The sequence below is a fragment of the Pseudoramibacter porci genome, assembly GCF_009696145.1.
Classification (GTDB): Bacteria; Bacillota; Clostridia; order Eubacteriales; family Eubacteriaceae; genus Pseudoramibacter; species Pseudoramibacter porci.
The window spans coordinates 134561-157329 of record NZ_VUMO01000004.1 but is presented as its reverse complement, the minus strand read 5'-3'; the positions used below and the strand labels follow the sequence as shown (position 1 = coordinate 157329).

The window sequence follows — 22769 nt, the reverse complement described above, 5'->3', positions numbered from 1 at the left end:
TAAAAAGCCCTCACAACCGAACATACACTTCCGTTTGTACGGGCTTTTTTCTGTTTCTAACTATCCAGCTTCAATACAGACATGAAGGCTTCCTGCGGTACTTCAACACTTCCAACCTGCCGCATCCGCTTCTTTCCGGCCTTCTGCTTTTCAAGCAGCTTCCGTTTTCGAGTAATATCGCCGCCGTAGCATTTTGCTAAAACGTCTTTACGCAAAGCGGAAATGGTCTCTCTCGCAACAATCCGATTACCGATCGCAGCTTGAATCGGAATCTCAAACATTTGTCTCGGAATCGTTTCCTTGAGTTTTTTACAAATCGCACGCCCTCTCGCAATGGCTTTTTCTCTTGGAAATATAAAAGAAAGGGCATCGACCATTTCGCCATTGAGCAAAATATCGAGCTTAACTAAATCGGCAGACTGATAAGATTTTATCTCATAGTCCAAAGACGCATAACCTCGCGTCCTGGATTTTAGAGCGTCAAAAAAGTCGTACACAATTTCATTAAGGGGCATTTCATAATGAATATTAACTCGCGTTTCCTCGAGGTATTCCATATTGATGTAAGTTCCCCGTCGTTCCTGACAAAGTTCCATGACTTGACCGAGATAATCACTGGGAACCATAATGGACGCATCGACAATCGGTTCTTCCATTTCTGAGATTTCGGAAGGATCTGGAAGATTGGCCGGATTATCAACCATTAACGTTTGACCGTCGGTCTTTATCACCTTGTAAATAACCGATGGCGCCGTTGTGACCAAGTCTAAATTAAATTCCCGCTCCAATCTTTCCTGAATAATTTCCATATGCAATAGACCCAAAAAACCGCAACGAAATCCAAATCCCAAAGCTATAGATGTTTCCGGTTCATATAACAACGACGCATCATTCAGCTTCAGTTTTGCCAGGGCCTCTTTTAAATCCTCATATTTTGCGCCATCCGCTGGATAAATTCCGCAATAAACCATTGGGACTACTTTTTTGTAACCCGGAAGCGGTTCAGCGGCGGGTCTCGCCTTTTCCGTAATCGTATCGCCAACTTCTGTATCCCCAACTGTTTTTACGCCAGCGACAACATAACCGACATCTCCTGCCTGCAGCTTTTCTCCCGGATAAAGCTTATTTTCAAAGAACCCTACTTCTTCAACGTCAAAATCTAAACCGCCTGCCATGAGGTGTACCCGCATTCCCGCTTTGATTGTCCCTTCAACTACGCGGACAGAGGCAATAACACCGCGGTAAGTGTCGTAATACGAGTCAAAGATCAGCGCTTTCAATGGTGCGTCTGGGTCACCTGTCGGGGCCGGCACATTTTGCACAATGTCTTCAAGAACATCTTCAATATTCATGTCGTTTTTTGCTGAAATAAGCGGCGCCTCGTCAGCCGGCAATCCCAATATATCTTCAACTTCTCCTTTGACCCGATCCGGTTCCGCAGACGGTAGATCAATTTTGTTAATGACGGGTAAAATTTCTAAATCATTGTCCAGCGCCAGATAGGTATTGGCGATAGTCTGCGCTTCAATTCCCTGAGAAGCGTCAACGACAAGGACAGCCCCTTCGCAGGCCGCCAAGGATCTGGAAACCTCGTATGTAAAATCCACATGGCCCGGCGTATCAATTAAATTTAATATGTAGGATTCCCCATCCTTAGCCTTGTAGAGCAAACGGATCGCCTGAAGCTTAATGGTGATACCGCGCTCCCTCTCGATATCCATATTGTCGAGCAGTTGATCCTCCATATCATGGGCGGAAATAAGACCTGTCTTTTCAATCAAACGGTCTGCCAAAGTTGATTTGCCATGGTCAATGTGCGCAATAATTGAAAAATTGCGCGTTCTTTCCTGTTGTGTTTTTGCCATTTATGCCTCTTTTTATTGTTTTCTTTTATTGAATTAATCCAAGGTATTTTATCATAATTTTCCCTTATTATCAGCATTTTGTCAAAAGATTCGTGTTTTCGCTTGTTTCTCTGTAGATGTTGTGCTATAATTCGGTCGTTAAACAATAAATGAGGAGGTCTGCTAGAACATGGCAAATATCAAATCTGCTATTAAAAGAGCAAAAACCAACGAAATTGCACGGATGCGTAACAAAGCTGTTCGCACAAACTTGAAAACTGTTGAAAAACAGTTCCAGGCTGCTGTTGCGGAAGGCAACAAGGAAAACGCACAGAAGGCATACAACGTCGCTGCCAAACAATGGGACAAGGCCGTTGCCAAACACGTTATCCACAAAAACAAAGCATCTAACAAAAAAAGCCAGTTGGCCAAAGCTCTTAATTCTGTTACTGACTAATTCTCGTTTATTCCCTAACACGTGTCTCAAGGTGATCCGATCGATCACCTTATTTTTTTTGTCTCGATAAACGCATCATGAGCAGAGATATGGCAAGCTCTGGATCAATTTTTCCTGTTTTCATCGACAAATCTATATCAGCCAGTGAGATCATCATTCTTTTCAGCTGCATCACTCCAATTTGATTGCAGCGCCGTGCCATCTTTTTTACGACAAATAAGGGGCGCCTCACCTGCTTCGCAATTTGAGAGATCGAGATGTGACGCTCTGCCAACATCCCCACTTCTGTCATCGTTCGGATCTGCCCAGTCATCAGACCGAAAACACCAAAAGGCGATTCGCCTTGATGATAGAATAAATCCAACATTTGCAGGGCATGTCCAGTTTCGCCGCTAATGGCCGCGTCGATCATCTTAAATATATTGTCGTCAATGGCTTCCGGGATCACGGCTTCGACTGTTTCTATACCGATTGAATTTTCAGTTCCAGCAAAATCGATCATCTGTGCGGTCCAATGATCCATCATTTCTACATTCACATTTTCACTTTGAATGTACCGGCTTCGCTCAATCGCGTATTTCAAGGCTCTGCCGCTGATCGTTTTATTTTCCCGTTTCAACCGCATCGCTATCCAATTTTCCAATGCAACCAGTGACAGTTTTTCAAAATCGACCAGCGTACCATTTTTAGTTAATTGTTTATAGATCTTTTTTCGCTTATCTGGTTTGCTGTCAAGAATAATTAATATCGTTGTTGGCTCTGGCGATACGAGATAATCCGAAAATGCCTTTACAGTCTCTTTTGCGGCTGTACGCATTAATCCTACTTCTTCTCGCACAATTACGACTCGATAGGCACTCATCATCGGCAGTTGCCTGCAAATTTCGATAATATCTGAAATTTCCGTATCCTTTTCCGAAAATGACATCACGTTAAGCTGATACATGGCTTCTGGTACGGCTGCTTTGATTAAATTGTCAACCATCATGTTCGCAATGTATTGTTCTGGCCCCGAGAACAAATATAACAGTGAAAAATTATTTTGTTTGATATTCTTTAAAAGTTGTTGGTAATTCATGTCGCTTATTTTATCATAAAAATGCACCCTTATTGCGCATAGGTTCTGACCTTTATGGTTTTTCCGTCTGTTGTCACTTGGATCGCTCCATTCTGATCCGTCCTCAAATATGAAATTCCCTGTTTCTTCAGTCGCGTTAGTATTTTTTGATCGGGATGGCCGTATCGATTGTATGCACCGACAGAAATGACGGCAAGTTCAGGGCGGACCTTCTTTAAAAATGCTGAAGATGTGGCAGAATCTGACCCATGATGTCCGATTTTTAAGACATCAGCTTTTACGTTTTCTCCCGAAAGCATCCCTTCTGTTGCAAGGCCGGCATCTCCTGTAAATAAAAATTTCTTATCTTGAAACACACATCGAATCACCATAGAATGTTCATTCTGTTCATCGTCCGGCAGCGGATCAACCCACGTATCCGGCCATAAAACCTGAAAATCCACATGATCAGGAGACTCAATATGTTCATTTTCTCCCAGCTGCGTGATCGGCGTGTGCTTTTGCGCAAGTAATGGACCATTATACTTCGTACTGACGTAAATGTGACCGATCGGTATTTTCCCATTGATTAATTCTTCCAAACCCTGAGCATGATCTGCATGATTGTGGCTGATAAATACACCGTCTAAGTGATCAATGCCCTCAGAATAAAGCGCCGGCAGTAAAACCGATTCTGAAATCGGATCTCTTTTTGCCGATGTCTGCTGGCCCGGAACTGCCGGTTCATATCCTCCGCCATCAATCATGTAAAAATGTTGATTGGGTGTCTCAATCAGTGCCGCATCCCCTTGTCCCACATCTAAATAGATAATTTTTAATTTCCCGGGCAGAACAGCCGGAAATATCATCCATACACAAAGGAAAGTCACACAAATCGACAGGATAACGCGATTTGTTTTTCGATTGAGGTCGATATAACCAGCTGCATAAAAGACAAGAATGACAATCATCATACTGAGTGGAAAAATAAAGTCGAAAAATTTTCCGCTTGAAAAATTGAGAAAACTAAGTCGATTGATTTGTTCTATAAGATCGAAAATGATTCCGGATAAAACTGCAGGTACAAAGCCTAAAATGACATATAAATTGGGAAGCAGCCATAAAAACGGAAGAACTGCCCATGAAACGATTAACAGCACACCCACTAAAGGCACCAGTACAAGATTACCCACTAACCCAATCACGCTGACATAATGAAAATGCACCATGGTTGCCGGCCAAGTCCCGACGAGCGCTGTGCATGATGTAATCGCAGCTGACAAGCTCTGACCTGCCAGTGTCTCTTGATCATCAATGTGAAGTTCTTTTGCCGCGCGAAAATATAGGGGCTGATTAAACAAAACAAAGGACAAAACAGCACCGAAACTCATTTGAAAGCTTGCGGTAAATAAGCAATACGGCCAAATCAATAGAATGACAGAGGCAGCCAAACCCAATGCGGATAACGTATCTACATGCCTTTTAAATAAACGGCCTGATGACGACGCCAACAGCATAATCGAAGCGCGCACGACAGATACTGAAAATCCCGTCAGTGTATTATATACGAGCAAAACAGCTGCCAACAGACTAAATGTTTTTCTATCCTCCAGTTGAGCGCGCTGGCATAAAGCAAGGACCAACATACACAAATATCCGGTGTGAAGCCCAGATACTGCCAGGACATGCGCAATCCCAGCATCTGAAAACTGCTCTCTGAGCTCAGTATCTCCCTGCAACTCTCCAAAACAAATGCCAGTAATAAAATGTGCAGCTTTCGGTTCAAATGCCTTATTACAAGCATCGATCATTTTTTCTCTGACCGCCAATATACTGTAATACGGAGACCGCCATTCCCCTATCTTTGTCACAGGAGAACTCGGCGATAGGTATAGACAGGCATCGATGTGTTTGGATTTAAGATAGACGTAATAATTAAATCCACCCGGATTGTGTTTTCCGCGGGCCATGCTCATTTGCCCTTTCCCTTCAATGACATCACCGGGCTTTAATGATTGAATAACTGAATGTTTGTAGTCAGAACAGGTCACTTGCCACTTTCTCGGCTTAGTATGCTGGACATTTTTTAAGACAAAAGTCGTCTTGTGATCCCTGGACCGGACTCTCGAATCAATAATGCCAATAAATTCAACCTTACGTTCTTTAAACGACGGCGGATTAAGACGATCGCAAAAAATACAGCCGAAACTAAAAATAACAAGCATGATCACAAGTGTTATCCCCAGCATCGGCCTTTTCATTTTTTACTCCTGCGTTCATTATTACATTTTAAGCAACGCGAACTCGATTATTTTGAAGCTTATTATATCACGTTTGACCGCATTTTTAAACGATTACGAAATTTTGATTTTTCAATAAAAAAACGCAGTGTTTGTTGTTACACTGCGTATCATTATTATTCAGAGAATACTTGAGCGATTCAATTTTCATGCTCTGGCTTTCTGTACAGCTTTCGTGATTTCAACCACTGCAAGTGGTGCAACAGAAGCAAGCACAACGGTGACCCACTGCACAGCATTGAGTGCCGTTACAGTGAAGAAAGGATGAAGTGCCGGAATCAAAACAACAATCAGCTGAACACAGACCGAGATGGCCATCGCCCCCCAGAGATAGCGATTAGTGAAAAGATGTTTAAATGCTGATTGCTGCTCACTGCGCACATTCAGCAAATGAGCCAATTGGGATAATCCCAACACACAAAAAGTCATGGTGCGCCCCACCGCAAGACCGTACGCTTTTTCTGCCGAAACAAAAACAATTAAAGAGATGAGAAACAGCACGATCCCCTGAAACACAATACGTCCGCCAAGTCCATGGGCGAAAATGCTGTCATCCTTCTTTCTCGGTTTTTCTTTCATGACATCATCGCTCTGTTTTTCCATGCCAAGTGCCAAAGCTGGCAGACTGTCTGTCACGAGGTTAATCCATAAAATATGCACCGGGACTAGCGGCTGAGGAAGGCCGATTAGCGTCGCGATAAAAATCACTAAAATCTCTGCGATATTACAGGAAAGCAAAAAATGAACGGCCTTTTTGATGTTATCGTAAATACCACGTCCTTCTTTAACAGCCGAGACGATCGTTGAAAAGTTATCATCTGTCAGGATCATATCTGCTGCTTCCTTCGAAACATCCGTTCCTGTAATGCCCATCGCACAGCCAATGTCAGCCCGTTTCAGTGCGGGCGCGTCATTCACGCCGTCTCCAGTCATGGCGACAACATCACCGCGACGCTGCCAAGCCTGAACAATCCTCACCTTATCTTCCGGCGATACTCTCGCGTAAACACTGACACGCGCAATCACATCATCCAGTTCCTGATCCGTTAACTGGTCCAATTCTGCTCCTGACAGCGCCAGATCGCCATCTTTGAAAATTTCTAAATCTTTAGCTATGGCAACCGCTGTCTGTTTGTGATCACCGGTAATCATCACAGTTTTAATGCCTGCCTGGTGGCAATCTCTGACAGAATCCCGAACCTCTTCCCGCGGCGGATCGATCATACCGGTCAGTCCCGCAAAAATTAATCCATTTTCTAATTTCTTTTCTTCAATAGGCGGCTTCTTTTGATATTGCTGGAACGCATACCCCAAGACGCGGTAAGAATCATTAGCCAGCGTATCATTAGCTGAGAGGATTTCCTGTCGCCGTTCCGGCGTAAGTTCAAGAATTTCATACCCTTTTAGATAATGGGTACATTTCGATAGCAGACAGTCCGGCGCCCCCTTTGTAAAACTCAAATATGTGTCGTGATAATGATGCACCGTCGTCATCAATTTCCGATCTGAATCAAATGGCAATTCGCCAACCCGCGGTGCTTCCTTAATGTTAATATTTTTTTCAAATCCCAAACGATCCGCATAATCAACCATTGCCACTTCAGTTGGATCGCCGACTTCAACTGACTTTCCAGGATCTTTAATAATCTGTGCATCGTTGCACAATTCTCCAATGCGAACCACAAATTTTTCCGACGGTGTAAATCCGTCTTCTTTTATCGCCTCCGCGTCAATAATACCTTCATTTGCGTAGACTTTTTTTATAGTCATTCGGTTTTGGGTTAATGTGCCCGTTTTATCTGTGCAGATTACCGAAGCACACCCTAAGGTTTCAACAGCGGGCAGCTTTCTAATAATCGCATTCTTTTTCGCAAGGCGCATGGTTCCTAAAGCCAGTACAACTGTCACAATGGCAGGCAATCCTTCTGGAATCGCTGCGACTGCCAACGAAACCGCGGTTAAAAACATTTCCAATGGATTGCCGCCACGAAGGAGTCCCACCGCAAAGACGACGCCACAACAGATTAGAGCTGCAAGGCCCAACGTTTTTCCCAGCTGATTGATGTTTTGTGTCAGCGGTGTCGCCTGGGATTCAGTATTTTGGATCATGCCGGCAATTTTGCCGATTTCTGTATCCATCCCAGTCGCTGTCACGACAAATGTACCACGTCCATAGGTAACCGAGGAATGCATATAAACCATATTCGTTCGGTCTGCTAAAGGCGTTGCTTCGTTAAAATCGCCCTTTAACGTTTTTTCAACTGGGACTGATTCGCCTGTCAGTGCCGATTCCTGTACTTTAAGACCTGCTATTTCGATCAAACGTCCGTCAGCCGGTACGGCATCCCCCGCTTCCAGCAAAACAATGTCGCCGGGAACAAGTTCTTCCGATCGAATAATTTGATGAACGCCGCTGCGAATGACCTTGGCTTCATGGACTGTCATTTTCTTGAGAGATGCCATCGCGGATTCCGCTTTATTTTCCTGAACGACCCCAATGACAGCATTTAAAACAACAATTAAAAGGATTAATACTGCATCAGATACTTCACCCAAGGCACCTGATATGACAGCAGCGGCAATCAACACGAGAATAAGGAAATCTTTAAATTGATCGACAAATTTTCTAAATAAACTAACCTTTTTCCCTTCTGTCAGTTCATTTTTTCCAAATTCCAGACGACGCGCTTGAACTTCCCGCTCATTAAGGCCCTTTTTGCGATCGATTTTAAGTGCTTGATCAAAACTGCGGTCATCCATCAAATCATACCGTATCGTTTTTTGTTTTCCCATGATTTCTCCTTTCGTTAAAACCAATCCGGATAAAAATAAAAGACCCCTATCCGGATAATTCCGAATAAAGGTCTTACTCGCAAAAATAATTTTGCGTTCAACCGGAGCGTTAGCTCGAAATGACGACTGAACGAAGGTGAGTTACTCCCCTTTAAACTTTCAATGATGAAAGTCTACCAAAACCATTGAAGGCTGTCAAGCATTTAAAGCATTAATCCGCGCTACAACCTGCGCCAACTTTTCTTGGTTTTCCTGGTCCTTCTGCCGTTCCTTTTCAACAACCGCTTCCGGTGCGTTAGCTAAGAATTTTTCGTTATTTAATTTGCCGCTCGTCTTCTTCAAATCCTTTTCAATCTTTTCTTTTTCTCGATTCAGACGTTCAAGTTCCTTTGTTTTGTCAACCAAATCGTTAAGTGCCAGATAAATCGTCGAATCTTCCACGACTGCTGCAACGAAATCTTCTCGAATTTCATCTTTCTCAATTTTCTTGATCGATTCGACGCCAGCCATTTTATTCAAAGTGTCCAGGGCATTGGATAAAACATTAACATCTTTCTGATTTTCTGTTGTTACAAACAAAGCGGCCTTTTTCTTGTTGGGAATATTCGACTCTTTGCGAATTTTTCGAAGGGCCCGGATAATCCCCATAAGGTAGTGAATCTGCGCTTCTTCTTCAGGAAAATCATAGGCCTGGTCTGCTTCTGGCCAGCTTGCGATAATCAACGCTTCATCCGCTCCTGGCAGGTAATGATAGATTTCCTCTGTAATAAACGGAATAAACGGATGGAGCAGTTTTAATATATTCTGCAGGACAACATTCAAAACTGTTAACGCAGCGCGCCGACTCCCCTGATCATCGCCATTCAAACGCGGCTTTACAAATTCGATGTACCAGTCGCAGAATTCATTCCACGCGAAATCGTAGACTTTTTGCGCTGCAATTCCTAATTCGTACTTATCAATATTCGCAGTGACTTCGCGAATGATCTGATTCATACGGCTTAAAATCCATTGATCAGATGATTCAAGGGAGACTTTGGACAAGTCAAGTCCAATATCGCTGTCCATGTACATCAAAACAAAACGGGCAGCATTCCAAATCTTATTCAAGAAATTTCGGCTGGATTCAATTTTATCTTGCGTCCATCTGATATCATTCCCTGCAGAATTGCCAGTGAGAATGGCAAAACGCATCGCATCAGCAGAATAATCGCGGATGACTTCCAGAGGGTCTATGCCGTTGCCCAGAGACTTGCTCATTTTGCGTCCTTGTGCATCGCGGATCAGACCGTGTATATACACATCGGAAAATGGCGGTTCGCCCATGGTATCAATGCCCATAAAAATCATTCTGGCAACCCAGAAGAAAATAATATCGTACCCTGTTACAAGAACGTTGTTGGGATAATATTTTTCAAGATCAACTGTATCGTCTGGCCACCCCAGCGTCGAAAATGGCCAAAGCGCGGAGGAGAACCAAGTATCCAAAACATCTTCTTCCTGCTTTAAGTGGTGGCCGCCACATTTTGGACATACTTCCGGCGTTTCTTCGCTGACAATCAATTCACCACAATCACTGCAAGTCCAGGCTGGAATTTGATGTCCCCACCACAATTGTCTGGAAATACACCAATCTCTGATATTTTCCATCCAGTTAAAATATATTTTGGAGAAACGCTTTGGAATAAATTGTGTTTTACCTTCGCGCACAGCATCGATCGCCGGTTTGGCCAAATCCTTCATACGGACAAACCATTGTTCACTGGTCATGGTTTCAACTGTCGTGTGACATCTGTAACAGTGACCGACGTTATGTACATGTTCTTCTGTCTTGACGAGATAGCCCTGTTCTTCTAAGTCCTTCAGAATGGCTTTACGGCATGCGTAGCGGTCCATTCCTGTGTATTTTCCGCAGCGCTCATTCATCGTCCCGTCATCATTCATAATCTTGATCTCTTCAAGATTGTGCCGCTTACCCACTTCGTAGTCGTTCGGATCGTGCGCAGGTGTCATTTTAACAACGCCTGTTCCAAAGGCCATATCGACATAATCATCGGCGACAACAGGGATTTCTTTATTGACAATGGGCAGAATAACCTTACGGCCCACTAAGTCCTTGTAGCGTTCATCGTTTGGATTCACAGCCACACCGGAGTCACCGAGAAGGGTTTCTGGACGGGTTGTTGCGATAATCACCTCACCCTTTCCATCGGCAAAGGGATAACGAATATGCCACAAATGTCCGTGTTTTTCTTCATACTCAACTTCTGCGTCGGATAATGCCGTCTGACAATCCGGGCACCAATTGATCATACGTGTGCCCTTGTAAATGAGTCCCTTATTATAAAGGCGAACAAAAGTCGCTTTCACGGATTTTGAACAGCCCTCATCCATCGTAAAGCGTTCCCGATCCCAATCGCAGGATGCGCCGAGCTTTGTCACCTGCGTGCGGATACGGTTACGGTAAAAATTCGCCCAGTCCCAAGCGTATTTTAAAAACTCGTCTCGCGTCAAGTCACTTTTCGAGCGGTTTTCTTTTTCCTTAATATTATTTAAGACTTTCACTTCTGTCGCAATACTGGCGTGATCCATACCCGGCACCCAAAGAGCCGCGTACCCTTGCATTCTTTTGTATCGGATCAGTGCGTCCTGAAGCGTATCGTCAAATGCATGGCCCATGTGCAGCTGCCCTGTAATATTTGGCGGCGGCATAATAATCGTATAGGGCTTGCCGTTGGGATGAACCTCCGGCTTAAAATATCCCTTTTCTCTCCACCAGGAATAGATACGATTTTCGACTTCGTCCGGTTCGTAAACCTTCGACATTTCCTTTTTCATCAGCTATATTTCAGACCTTTCAGTAATATGATAGTTTAACGTAATGCGTTCATTTTATCGTAAATGATGCGTTATTTCAAGTTTGACCGTTCAAGCTGCCGCGTCTCACAAAGATGTGCGAGCGGACATACATCGCATTTAGGATTTCGTGCAGAACAGATTTTCCGACCGTGCCAGATCAACTGATGGTGGGTGGATGACCAGCTGGATTCTGGAAGATTCTGTCTCAATCCCTTTTCAACCTCTAACACGTTCTTCCCTTTTGCCAATCCCAGCCGATTTGACACTCTAAAAACATGCGTGTCAACGGCAATCGCCGGAATACCAAAGGCGTTGCTCATCACGACATTGGCTGTTTTTCGGCCAACCCCCGGCAAAGAGGTCAATTCCTTCATTGTTTTGGGCACTTCTCCGCCAAATTCAGAAAGCAAAAGATGGCTCGTCTTTAATATATTTTTTGCCTTGGTATTCGACAAGCCACAGGATTTAATTTTTTCCCGAAGTTCTCCTTCAGTTAACGACAGCATTTTTTCAGGCGTATTGTAATCTTTAAACAATTCAGCCGTCACTTTATTTACGCGAACATCTGTGCACTGTGCAGAGAGCATCGTGGCAATTAATAATTCATACGGTGAATTGAAATCCAGTCCGCATTTCTGTGTTCCATAAACATCTTGAAGAATTCTCAATGTTTCATTAATTTCGCTTTGATTCATTTTTCCCTCAAAAAAACCCTGCCGTAACAATGGCAGGGTCATGCTTTATTTTGTACATCCTTACTGAACACCAGTAATTAATTTATCCGAACCCAAAGCACGCATGTAGCTTCCGTAAGTTGCAGCAGAAATGACGCCGTATCCGCCAAGCGCTTTATTGTTTAGGTTACCGGTCCAAATCGATGTGGTCAAATCTCCAGTCATACCCGTGAACCACAAATCTTTTCCAGAATCTGTAGTCCCGGTTTTGCCGGCGGTTCCATATACATTTGCATTGGTCCCGGTCCCACTCGTCACGACCTTGCGTAAGATAGACTTCATCGTCGAGGCCGTTGACGATTTCATAACCTGATGGGTATCTAAATTTAAATTTGAAGTGGTAAAGACCGTACTGCCGTTACTGTTTTCGACCTTAGTGACAAACTTCGGTTGGTTGTAAATGCCGTTATTATTAAAAATATTAAAGGCTGCTGCCATTTCAATCGGCTTAATCCCGTATAGCATCCCACCAACACAAGTATTGATATTATAATCGCTCGGTTCAAAAGTCGAAATCCCCATTGTCTTCATCCAATCAACAGAATTATTCACGCCGACGGTATAGAAAACATAGGCTGCTGGCGGGTTAAGGGACTTAACCAAGGCAGTCGTTAAATCTACCGTGCTGCCGCCGCCTTCAGCTCTTGGCGTCCAGTTGCCGTAGGTCCCGTAATTGTGCAGCGAAGAAGTTGCCGTAAAAATGCCTTTGTCAATTGCTGCACTGTAATACAACGGCTTAATATTGGACCCCGGCTGTCTAGCGGTATTACACATATCAATTTGTGTGTTGCCGCCATAATAAGCTCTAACTGAACCGTCCTGATCCAGGGTAACAATCGCTGTAGTCGTACTGCTGCCCTCTGGGTATCTGCTGAGTGCAACTTTCATGGCATCGCTCTGCATCCCCGTGTTGATTGTCGTATAAATTTTGTATTCACCGCTGGATACTTGTGTCCGCGTATATTTAATGGCTTCTTTCTTTGAGATGCCCTGTTTTTTCATGACAGTCGGCGCGACGGCTTCGGCGTATTGCTGAAGCGCTCTATTAACAAATTTTTCGTAACCTTCTGTGACTTGGTTATTCAATTTCGACGCATCCCACTTAGCAACATTAACCTGTTCGGCTTTGGCTTGATCAGCTTGTGCCTTCGTGATATAACCTGCAGCGACCATTCTGCCAAGCACAGCACTTTGACGTTTTTTAGCCGCATCGTAGTGCGCATTTGGCGCGTATCCAGATGGCGCCTGTGGCAAACCTGCAAGCATTGCACATTCTGCCAGATCGCAATCCCAAATATCTTTGCCAAAATAAGTTTTCGCCGCTTCTTCGATACCGTAAGCAGATGAGCCAAAATAGGTTTCGTTCAAATACATTTCCAAAATCTGATTTTTAGAATATTTCTTTTCTAATTGTCTGGCAATGGAAATTTCCTTAAATTTACGATTAATCGAATCACCCATGGTTTGTTCTGTCGAAATATCCGGCAAGAACAATGTTCTGGCCAATTGCTGTGTCAATGTACTGGCCCCTTGACTTCTCGTATCGCGATGGAAAACATTAAACACCATGGAGCGCGCGATTCCGTAATAATCAACCCCACCGTGGTCGTAAAAACGACGGTCTTCTGTTGCGATCAACGCGTTTTTCATATTGTCCGGAATTTGATTAAGCGACACGTAAGTTCGATTTTCTGTAAACAATTCAGCAATGACCTGATTGTCCGCGGAAATAATTTGTGTTTTTTGTTTTTCTTTGTATGAATAACTTGAAATATCAACGCGGTTTCGCTGATACATGGCAAAAATCCCTGCTGTTCCAGCTACAAAAAGAACAGCTAAAACAATCAATACTTTCTGCCAAACTTTGAATTTTTTCCGCTTGTGTTTCCGGCTCGGTAAACCGCCATTGCTTTTCTTCGCTGTTTTCAGCGTTTTAGCGTCATTTCGATTCTGACGACGATTGGTTGTTTTTTTCTTACTCTTCATACTCATGCTGTCAATTTCATGAAGTTTTGAATCATACGCACCAACTTCAATCTGATCGGCTGCTTCAGCTCTTTTATTCGCGTTTTGATCTCTTCGTGGAAGCCCTTGGCGCTTCGAGTGAGATTCAACGTTTTGCTGCGAAGACGTGTCTTGAGAAACAGATTGCGGTGCTACAGCGGACTGTTGGGGCGCCTGTTCTGGATGTTTCGTTTCAGGTTCCGCCTCCTCCTCCATTTTTGTCATAATTTCTTCGACATCCTGATCAAGCTGACTCGAATCCAATTGATTGGCTTTGTGCATATCGACCGCTTGAATAGAATCAGTATCGGATGCTTCATCACAAGAGGGTTCTTGATTTTCACCATCCGTTGTGGTCGGCGCCAATGTTTCAATGGTCGCGCCAACATCCGCCTGTTCGATATTATTCGAATCCAATACTTCTTCAATCTCTTTTTCTTCTGGTGTCTGCGGCAAATCTGCATCAGAAGGCTTTAATCCTTTAAAACCTTTAAACGAAAAATGCTTTTGATTTTCTTTTGATTGATCTGTTGGATTATTTTTCTTATCTTCTTCCATACCTATCCCCAGTCCTAAAGACTTTTTAATCTATTTTCCAAAGCCAATAAATCAGCTTTTAATGGTGCAATGAACGTAATATTTCCTTTTTTGGGAAGTGTTGTCTGCATTTCACTGGAATGCAGTGCTGTTCTTCCAATCCCCAAATCCTGTACCATTGGATTGTATAGCGGATCACCAATGATCGGGCAGCCAATGTGCGACAGATGCACCCTAATCTGATGAGTCCGCCCAGTCTCTAAAAGTAATCTCACTTTTGAATACTGTCTTTTCCCATAGGTTTCTAAAACTTGATACCGGGTCACCGATGGCTTGCCATCCGCCATCACTTTTCGGCGAATGCCGTCCTCGGATTCCAATCCAATGGGCAGATCAATGCGACCCGATTTGGGAACGGGACAGCCATTCACAAAAGCCGTATAGAATTTTTTGGATTTTTCAATGGTCAGATGCGACTGCAAAAAATGCTGAACGTATTTGTTTTTTGCAATCAGAATAATCCCTGAGGTATCCATATCTAAACGGCTGATAAACCTAACCTTAACCGGCTGATGAGTTGCAACGAAATACGCCGCCACTCTATTGCCCAACGTGTCTGTTCCGTGACTTTTTGTCGGATGTGTCACAACACCGGCGTCTTTATTGACCGACAGGACTTCGTCATCTTCATATACGATATCTAATGGGCCTGTATTCGGCACGAGGTCAACGTGTTCTGTCGGCATCTGAATAAAAATTTTGTCCCCGTTTTGAATAAGATCCGTCGACCAGCATGGTTTTCCATTAACTGACATCTCTCCTTCTCGGATAATTCTCGTCATGAGTCGGCTGGAATAAGCGTACTTTTCTTTTAAATAACGCTTGAGCTGAATCGGCGCGTCTGTATCGCAAACGTACTGGTATTGATTGATTTTTTTGTATGTATTCACTGGAATATTTTATGGCATCTTTTATATTAAATCAATTGATTTTTAAATTTTCCTAAAAATAATCGTGTTCTTTAAAGCTAAAATAATCTTCTGCGCAATCCGAGACCACAATATGGTCGAGGACTTCAATTCCCAACAGCTTCCCTGCCTGAACCTGACGCTCTGTCAATTCAATATCATTGCTGCTGGGCGTCGTATCACCAGATGGGTGATTATGAGCTAAAATAATAGACGTGGCGCGTTGGCGAATCGCTGGATTGAATACTTCCCGCGGATGAACCAAAGAAGCATTGACTGTTCCCACCGAAATCAGCTCTGTCTTAAAGACCACGTTTTTTGTATTGAGGAGCAGAATTTCAAAATGTTCCCGTTCAAAGCCAAACATTTCCTGACTGAGAAATGCAGCGGCGTCCATAGGACTTTTTATTTGAACCATCGTTTTTTTCTGATGCTTCACACGGCTTCCAAGCTCTAAAGCTGCAATGATTTTGCAGGCCTTCGCTTCCCCAATGCCTTTAAGATCTTCATTTTGACACAGCTCATCGACAGAAACTTTGTGCAGCCGCTCCAAATCGCTGTCGTAAAAATTTAACAGTCTTTGTCCCAATTCGACAGCAGTCATATTCCTCTGTCCAGATCCAATGATCACTGCAATCAATTCTGCGTTACTAAGCAAGCCCGCCCCATGCTGCATAATTTTTTCTCTAGGCTTATCATCCTCTGACAATTCCCGAAGCGTTAAATGATTTTTCATTGTCTCACCAATCGTGATCTGTAAAATTCAAACCCGTTCAACTTGATTTCACAAAAAATAATAAATATTATATCATGTTTAGGGACCTTTCTCAATTTACAATCATTTTGATTCTTGTTATAATGAAGAAAAACTAAATGAATTATGGTGATAATATGAAACAATGTATGGATGCTGCAAATCTGCATCGAAGACTCAGCAAAATTCAAGGCCAGGTCCGCGCTATTGATCGCATGATCGATGAGGATATTCCATGTGAAGATATTCTCTCCCAGGTCAATGCAGTAAAATCAGCGATGCATAAAGTTGGACAAATTATCCTGGAAGGACACCTTCAGCATTGTGTCAAGGATGGTATTCAACACGGCGATGCGGACAAGACCATTGCAAGTTTTACGAAAGCTGTAGAACGTTTTGCTAATTTAAAATAAAAGTTCTGAAATTTTTCAGAACTTTTTATTTTTATTTTAATGAATAAAGCGACAGTCCATTAAACAGAAACAAATCCGACGCTTCCAATGCAAAGTCAAGCAAATCTTTTTCAAACGGATAGACTGAAAAGACGCCGTACACGCGCTCATAAGTACTGTATTTTTTATTGAGTGCCTCGAGCCCGGTACTTTTTTCTTTAAACTTTTCAAAATCCAATTTGCCGTACGCATTTGTATCGTATACACAATCAGCAATGAGCATTTTTCGATGGGAGTGGTCAAACGCCAAAATCGGAATCCATTGATCGTTTTCTGTATATCCGCCCACTTCGTCGATTTCTATTCCGATTTTCTTTTTAATTGAAGCCGTTTTGATAATTTCAATTAGAATTTTATTGAACCATTTCTTGATATACGGAATCATGCCCGAAAGTGTCTGCCGCTTGTAATATTGAAAATCGTCTTTGAGTAAACCGAACTCCGGAAACACAAAAGTATACCAAAAATCGACAAATGGCAGCGCAATTTGATATTGTTTACTCTTTTTTTTCAAAGTTTTTTTAGGCTGTAGGTAAGAAACCTCTTCAATATAACCCAACCCTTCCAAATTGAACAGTATTTTGCGGACATCTGCCTTTTTGTATCCTGTCATATCTCTTATTTGTTCTAATGATTTTTTCCCCATGGTCATAGAGGACAGAACGGCATGATAAGCGTTGGGGCGCCAAACCTCTGTTTCCAGCAGAGTTGATACTTCTGCAAATAATTTGCCGTACGGATTTAATATATTCTGCAAAATCGATTTTTTAATTTGTTTGATATTGACACAATGATTAAAAAAATGCCAATACCCCGGAACACCGCCCGTAATGGCGTAAACAATCATCAACTGATTAAAATCGTGATGGGGATATTCCGACATCATTTCCGCAAAAGACATTTGGGTCAAGTGAATCTGGTCGGTCCAAATTTTTTTCGCACTGCGTTCTGTTTGTGAGACCCTATTCCAGGCTGCTTCTCTCGCCACCGCCATTACGGTCACGCCGTTAACTTTGAAATATTTTTGCCACGCTTTTTTAAATATTTTCAAAAACGACTTGTTTTCAAAATAGAGTTGATCAAAATTGTCAATAACAAGTATTTTCCCACCGTCTTCTGTTTTTTCCGAGTAAAGTCTGAATAATTCCAGCCACTCCATCGCAGCTGCATCGGAAGGTGGCGCTTGAATACCAAAATGGGATTTAAAGACCCGTTCAAAAGCAACCCGATTAAGACGATCCGATTGTGCACCCGCTTCAAAGTATAAGTGATTTTTATCTTTGACAAATTCCTTGATTAATCTCGTTTTTCCAAAGCGTGGACGCCCTGTAATGAGAATCAACGCATCTTCTTTTTTCCAAGCTTCTGTTAACTGCTTTAATTCCTGCTTACGGCCGATAAATCGCACTGCACTAACTCCCTTTGATTGATTTCCTAAATAATATAACACAAAACAAAAGACTTTCTTATGAAAACACAAGAAAGTCTTTAAAGCGATAAAAATTAAAATATCGGTCCATTTAATTTTAAGCCGCAGGATTCACAAGTCCAGTCATGTCCAACTGCTTTTGTTTCGCCGCCGCATTTGGGGCAAATACCTGTTCCACCTTTTTTAAACTGAAAATCTTTTACTTCCATATCTACAAATTCATCCGGACCGTCCTGAATGATTTTGAATTTTAAAATTGGCTTAGGTGCATCGCTGCTCACTTGAATTCGCCTCCTCATTCATATGCTTATTATATTTTACCACATTTTCTGCCGAATAGAAACGATTTCAAATTTATTTTATGCTCTTGCTTTTTCGTAACGCGCAATCATTTCGTCAAATTCGTCCACCACTTCTGCTTCAGGCGTTTTAAAGCGATTGACAATCAAAATGGTTACGACGTTTGCGACAAATCCTGGCAAGATTTCATAAATACCAGTTCCAAACAACGTTGCTGAAAGTCCTGTTGCCTTCCAAACAATGAGAACCAATGTCCCCACAACCATACCAGATAACGCGGACTGCCAGCTTGTTTTTCTGGAGTAGAGCCCAAATAAAACCAACGGGCCAAATGCCGCACCAAAACCGCCCCAAGAATAAGAGACCAGGCCCATAACAGTTGAATTTCCGTTAAACGCAATGAGCAGCGCAATGATCGAAACGCCGATAACGGACCAGCGACCTACTTTAACCGCCTGCTGATCTGTTAATTCTTTTTTGAAGATAATCCGCGATAAATCTTCAGATAAAACAGATGAACAAACCAAAAGCTGAGAATCAATGGTTGACATAATGGCAGCCATGATAGCAGCAAGGAAGACACCAGCTATCCAAACCGGGAAGAATCTGTGAATCATTAAGATAAATACTGTTTCTTCTTTTCCGCCGGAAAGTCCTTTAAACAAAGGAATCGAGAGCAGTCCGACTAAAAGCGCACCTGCTAAAGAAATCAGACACCAGACGATGGCAATTTTTCTTGCCTTTGGAATATCTTTAACGGAATCGATTCCCATGAACCGAACCAAAATATGTGGTTGGCCAAAATATCCCAATCCCCAGACAACTGCAGAGATAATGGTCGCCGCTGTGACACCTTTACCAAAAAGGGACATTGAAATATGCTGGCTCGCCATTGCTACTCTAGTTGTACCCAAACCGTGCATTTCAATGATTGCTAAAGTCGGCACGACCGCAATTGCGATCACCATCAATATCCCTTGGATCAAATCGGTCCAGCATACTGCTAAAAATCCACCTAAAAACGTATAGGAGATGATGACCACCGCGCCAATTAAGACCGCTGCATTGTAATTAATGCCAAACATAGTCGAAAAAAGCTTACCCGAGGAAACCATTCCCGAAGCGCAATAAATTGTAAAGAAAAATAATATGATAAGTGCTGATATTGTTTTTAAGGCACCAGTTGGATCTTTGTATCGCTTTTCAAAAAAAGTCGGCAATGTAATGGCATCGACCTCTTCTGTATAAACGCGAAGTCTTTCGGAAACCATCTTCCAGTTGACACACGTCCCGATAAACAGACCAATCCCGATCCACAATTGCGGCACACCGCCCAGATAAATAGCACCCGGCAGCCCCATCAGCAGCCAGCCGCTCATATCGGAAGCCTGTGCCGAAAAGGCGGTGACCCAACTACCTAACCCACGGCCCCCTAGCAGGAATCCTTCCGATGAATCAGAAGATGCATTGTAGAATTTCAAGCCGATGAAAACCAAAACGGCCAAGTAGGCAATAAATATGCCCAATTCAATAGGATTTACAGAACCCATTGTCTTCCTCCATTCTTTTGTCGTAATACGTTTAAGTTTACCTTAAACGACACTTAATGTAAAGAAAAAGCGTCCACAGAACGTGAACGCTTTGTTAAATCCAATCACTTATTGAATGTAAAAATGCTGTCCGTCATAATCAACGACCATAATGTCGCCTTGGCTTAAATCGCCTTTTAATATCTTCTTCGCTAAAAGCGTTTCGATATTTTGCTGAATGAATCGGCGCATGGGTCTTGCCCCAAAAGATGGGTTGTATCCTTGATCGATAATGGCTTGTTTGGCGTCCGGTGTCAGTTTAAAATCTAACTGCTGTTCGCTCAAACGCTTGCGCACATCTTTTAACATCAAATCAACAATCTTACCTACCGTGTCCTTCGATAACGGCTTGTAGAGAATGACTTCGTCAATTCGGTTTAAAAATTCCGGTCTGAAATATTCTTTCAACAACTTTTTGACTGTTTCCTGCGTTTCCGGCTTGATGTCTCCGTTTGCGTCAATACCATCCAGAATGTATTCACTCCCAAGGTTACTGGTCATGATGATAATGGTATTTTTAAAATCGACCACACGGCCTTGCGAATCCGTTACGCGCCCATCATCCAGGATCTGAAGCAGAATATTGAAAACGTCCTTATGCGCCTTTTCAATTTCATCCAAGAGGATCACAGAATATGGTTTGCGGCGCACTGCCTCTGTCAGTTGTCCGCCTTCTTCATATCCAACGTATCCTGGAGGTGCTCCAATTAATCGACTGACAGAGAATTTTTCCATGTATTCGGACATATCGATCCGGATCATATTGTCTTCCGAGTCAAACAGATTAGCGGCAACAGCCTTTGCGAGTTCCGTTTTCCCAACACCTGTCGGCCCCAAGAAGAGGAAGGAGCCAATCGGCGTATTCGGATTTTTAATACCGGCCCGCGATCTCAAAATGGCATCTGTCACTTTTTTAATCGGTTCTTCTTGACCGATGACCCGTTCTTTTAAAGTATCCTCCAATTTAAGCAGTTTTTCCCGTTCGCCGGACATAACTTTGCTTAAAGGAATACCTGTCCAATTTGAAATAATTTCACCGATTTCTTCTTCGCCTACTTCTTCACGGATCAAATGTTCTTCATGATCGCTTTGCGAGCTGGCAGATTCTTCAATACTTTTCATTTTGGCTTTGAGCTTCGGCAATTCGCCGTATTTTAGCTCTCCAGCTTTTTCAAGGTCGTTGTCTCTTTGAGCCATTTCAATTTGATGATTCAATCGGTCAATCTGTTCTTTAATGTTTTGAACTTCGTCAACCGACCGTTTTTCATCTTCCCACTGTGCCTTCATGGCATCAAATTTTTCTCGATCGTCAGCCAATTCTTTCTGCAATTTGGCCAAACGTTCCTGACTCAGCTGGTCATCTTCTTTTTTCAGGGCTGATTCTTCGATTTCAAGTTGAATGATTCTTCTATTGATTTCATCCATTTCTTCAGGCATCGAGTCGATTTCCGTTCGAATCATGGCGCAAGCTTCATCGATTAAGTCAATGGCTTTATCAGGAAGGAAACGATCGGTAATGTAGCGGTCAGATAAAGTTGCGGCGGCAACAATCGCATTGTCAGAAATTTTAACCCCATGGAAAATTTCGTAACGTTCTTTTAAACCACGGAGAATGGCAATGGTGTCTTCCACCGTCGGTTCGTCGACCATCACTGGCTGAAACCGTCTTTCAAGGGCCGGATCTTTTTCAATGTATTTTCGATATTCATCCAGAGTTGTCGCACCAATACAATGCAATTCGCCTCTCGCCAGCATCGGCTTAAGCATGTTGCCGGCATCCATGCTGCCGTCGCTCTTCCCTGCGCCGACAATCGTGTGCAATTCATCGATAAATAAGATGATTTCGCCGTTTGAATTCTTAACTTCTTTTAAAACCGCTTTAAATCTTTCTTCAAATTCGCCGCGGTATTTGGCACCTGCGACCAAAGCGCCCATATCCAAAGAAATGATTCGCTTATTCTTCAATCCCTCCGGCACATCACCCGCGACAATTCGCTGCGCTAAGCCTTCGACAATGGCGGTCTTACCAACCCCTGGTTCGCCGATCAGAACCGGATTATTTTTAGTTTTTCTTGACAGAATCCGAATGGTATGGCGGATTTCATTGTCTCTGCCGATGACAGGATCCAATTTATTGTCAATACAATCCTGAACCAAATCATGACCATACTGTTTTAAAGCTTCGTAGGTTTCTTCAGGATTGTCGCTTGTCACATTTTGTCCATTTCTCATTTCACTCACCACCTTTTCAACTGCTGAGCGGCTAATACCGAATTGATTCAGCATTTCTTTTACATCGTTATGTTCCGGCAGGCTGAACATGCTGAGAAATAAATGTTCAACTGAAACGTATTGATCTTTCAAATTTTGAGCAATTTGAAAAGCTTCATTAAGAACCTGATTCATTTCAGGACTGACATAAATCTGCCCAGGCTGAGAGCCTGGTCCTGAGACGCTCGGCCGTTTATCAATTTCACGATCAATAACTGACTTCATCTCATCAATCGGTTTGCCAAGTCGACTGATAATTCTCGGAACCAATCCGCCCTCCTGTGAGAGCAGTGCTGACATCAGATGATCGGTTTCGATCTGTTGATGCTGATGTTCCGATGCGATCATTTCTGCATTTTTAATTGCTTCTAAAGATTTTTTTGTAAAAGCATTCATATCCATGTTTTTCACCTTCTTACTT

The 22769-nt window shown here is 42.8% G+C and carries 15 protein-coding genes; 2 read left to right on the top strand and 13 right to left on the bottom strand.

The genetic code is table 11. The features are described 5' to 3' along the window. Positions 1–56 precede the first annotated feature (56 nt). The gene (lepA, locus tag FYJ52_RS04550; protein ID WP_154576075.1) at positions 57–1865 is read right to left on the bottom strand and encodes a translation elongation factor 4; all 1809 of its coding nucleotides are present in this window, start codon (positions 1863–1865) and stop codon (positions 57–59) included. A 169-nt stretch (positions 1866–2034) separates the two neighbouring features. On the opposite strand from lepA, the gene rpsT reads away from it, so the two are divergent. Beyond that, positions 2035–2301, top strand: coding sequence for a 30S ribosomal protein S20 (rpsT, locus tag FYJ52_RS04545; RefSeq protein ID WP_154576074.1), 267 nt, complete (start codon positions 2035–2037; stop codon positions 2299–2301). Positions 2302–2350: 49 nt separating this feature from the next. Here the strand turns inward: rpsT and holA are convergent, their stop codons facing one another. From holA to radC, 8 genes are all read right to left on the bottom strand, one after another. Beyond that, a complete protein-coding gene (gene holA / locus FYJ52_RS04540) occupies positions 2351–3379 on the bottom strand; it encodes a DNA polymerase III subunit delta (RefSeq protein ID WP_154576073.1) in 1029 nt (342 codons plus the stop codon). A 29-nt stretch (positions 3380–3408) separates the two neighbouring features. After that, positions 3409–5619 carry a DNA internalization-related competence protein ComEC/Rec2 gene (locus FYJ52_RS04535; RefSeq protein ID WP_154576072.1) on the bottom strand — a complete coding sequence of 737 codons (2211 nt, stop codon included), beginning with the start codon at positions 5617–5619 and terminating at the stop codon, positions 3409–3411. A gap of 186 nt (positions 5620–5805) precedes the next feature. Then, positions 5806–8451 (bottom strand): calcium-translocating P-type ATPase, PMCA-type, encoded by a 2646-nt coding sequence (locus tag FYJ52_RS04530; RefSeq protein WP_154576071.1) that lies wholly within the window; start codon positions 8449–8451, stop codon positions 5806–5808. Between the two features lie 195 nt (positions 8452–8646). Continuing rightward, complete coding sequence (locus tag FYJ52_RS04525) at positions 8647–11289, bottom strand: valine--tRNA ligase (RefSeq protein WP_154576070.1); 2643 nt, start codon at positions 11287–11289, stop codon at positions 8647–8649. A gap of 71 nt (positions 11290–11360) precedes the next feature. Then, positions 11361–12005, bottom strand: a complete 645-nt coding sequence (gene nth / locus FYJ52_RS04520; RefSeq protein WP_154576069.1) for an endonuclease III — start codon at positions 12003–12005, stop codon at positions 11361–11363. Positions 12006–12065: 60 nt separating this feature from the next. Continuing rightward, positions 12066–14606 carry a transglycosylase domain-containing protein gene (locus FYJ52_RS04515; RefSeq protein ID WP_235901531.1) on the bottom strand — a complete coding sequence of 847 codons (2541 nt, stop codon included), beginning with the start codon at positions 14604–14606 and terminating at the stop codon, positions 12066–12068. Between the two features lie 14 nt (positions 14607–14620). Further along, entirely contained in the window at positions 14621–15535 is a 915-nt protein-coding gene (locus FYJ52_RS04510) for an RluA family pseudouridine synthase (RefSeq protein ID WP_328598761.1), read from the bottom strand. 52 nt (positions 15536–15587) lie between these two features. Next, entirely contained in the window at positions 15588–16289 is a 702-nt protein-coding gene (gene radC, locus FYJ52_RS04505; RefSeq protein ID WP_154576068.1) for a RadC family protein, read from the bottom strand. A gap of 155 nt (positions 16290–16444) precedes the next feature. Here radC and FYJ52_RS04500 point away from each other — a divergent pair, with 155 nt between their 5' ends. Then, on the top strand, positions 16445–16720 hold the full coding sequence (locus FYJ52_RS04500) for a metal-sensing transcriptional repressor (protein WP_154576095.1): 276 nt from the start codon (positions 16445–16447) through the stop codon (positions 16718–16720). Positions 16721–16751: 31 nt separating this feature from the next. Here FYJ52_RS04500 and FYJ52_RS04495 read toward each other — a convergent pair whose 3' ends face one another. From FYJ52_RS04495 to clpB, 4 genes are all read right to left on the bottom strand, one after another. Continuing rightward, on the bottom strand, positions 16752–18167 hold the full coding sequence (locus tag FYJ52_RS04495) for an AAA family ATPase (RefSeq protein WP_154576067.1): 1416 nt from the start codon (positions 18165–18167) through the stop codon (positions 16752–16754). Between the two features lie 95 nt (positions 18168–18262). Next, complete coding sequence (locus FYJ52_RS04490; RefSeq protein ID WP_154576066.1) at positions 18263–18469, bottom strand: hypothetical protein; 207 nt, start codon at positions 18467–18469, stop codon at positions 18263–18265. A gap of 78 nt (positions 18470–18547) precedes the next feature. Then, positions 18548–20038 (bottom strand): sodium/proline symporter PutP, encoded by a 1491-nt coding sequence (gene putP / locus FYJ52_RS04485; protein WP_154576065.1) that lies wholly within the window; start codon positions 20036–20038, stop codon positions 18548–18550. A gap of 108 nt (positions 20039–20146) precedes the next feature. Next, entirely contained in the window at positions 20147–22750 is a 2604-nt protein-coding gene (gene clpB, locus FYJ52_RS04480; RefSeq protein ID WP_154576064.1) for an ATP-dependent chaperone ClpB, read from the bottom strand. Positions 22751–22769: the final 19 nt, after the last annotated feature.

Coding starts and splice junctions, on each gene's coding strand:
- lepA (WP_154576075.1), bottom strand. CDS start 1,865: ATGGCAAAAACACAACAGGAAAGAACGCGCAATTTTTCAATTATTGCG.
- rpsT (WP_154576074.1), top strand. CDS start 2,035: ATGGCAAATATCAAATCTGCTATTAAAAGAGCAAAAACCAACGAAATT.
- holA (WP_154576073.1), bottom strand. CDS start 3,379: ATGAATTACCAACAACTTTTAAAGAATATCAAACAAAATAATTTTTCA.
- FYJ52_RS04535 (WP_154576072.1), bottom strand. CDS start 5,619: ATGAAAAGGCCGATGCTGGGGATAACACTTGTGATCATGCTTGTTATT.
- FYJ52_RS04530 (WP_154576071.1), bottom strand. CDS start 8,451: ATGGGAAAACAAAAAACGATACGGTATGATTTGATGGATGACCGCAGT.
- FYJ52_RS04525 (WP_154576070.1), bottom strand. CDS start 11,289: ATGAAAAAGGAAATGTCGAAGGTTTACGAACCGGACGAAGTCGAAAAT.
- nth (WP_154576069.1), bottom strand. CDS start 12,005: ATGAATCAAAGCGAAATTAATGAAACATTGAGAATTCTTCAAGATGTT.
- FYJ52_RS04515 (WP_235901531.1), bottom strand. CDS start 14,606: ATGGAAGAAGATAAGAAAAATAATCCAACAGATCAATCAAAAGAAAAT.
- radC (WP_154576068.1), bottom strand. CDS start 16,289: ATGAAAAATCATTTAACGCTTCGGGAATTGTCAGAGGATGATAAGCCT.
- FYJ52_RS04500 (WP_154576095.1), top strand. CDS start 16,445: ATGAAACAATGTATGGATGCTGCAAATCTGCATCGAAGACTCAGCAAA.
- putP (WP_154576065.1), bottom strand. CDS start 20,038: ATGGGTTCTGTAAATCCTATTGAATTGGGCATATTTATTGCCTACTTG.
- clpB (WP_154576064.1), bottom strand. CDS start 22,750: ATGGATATGAATGCTTTTACAAAAAAATCTTTAGAAGCAATTAAAAAT.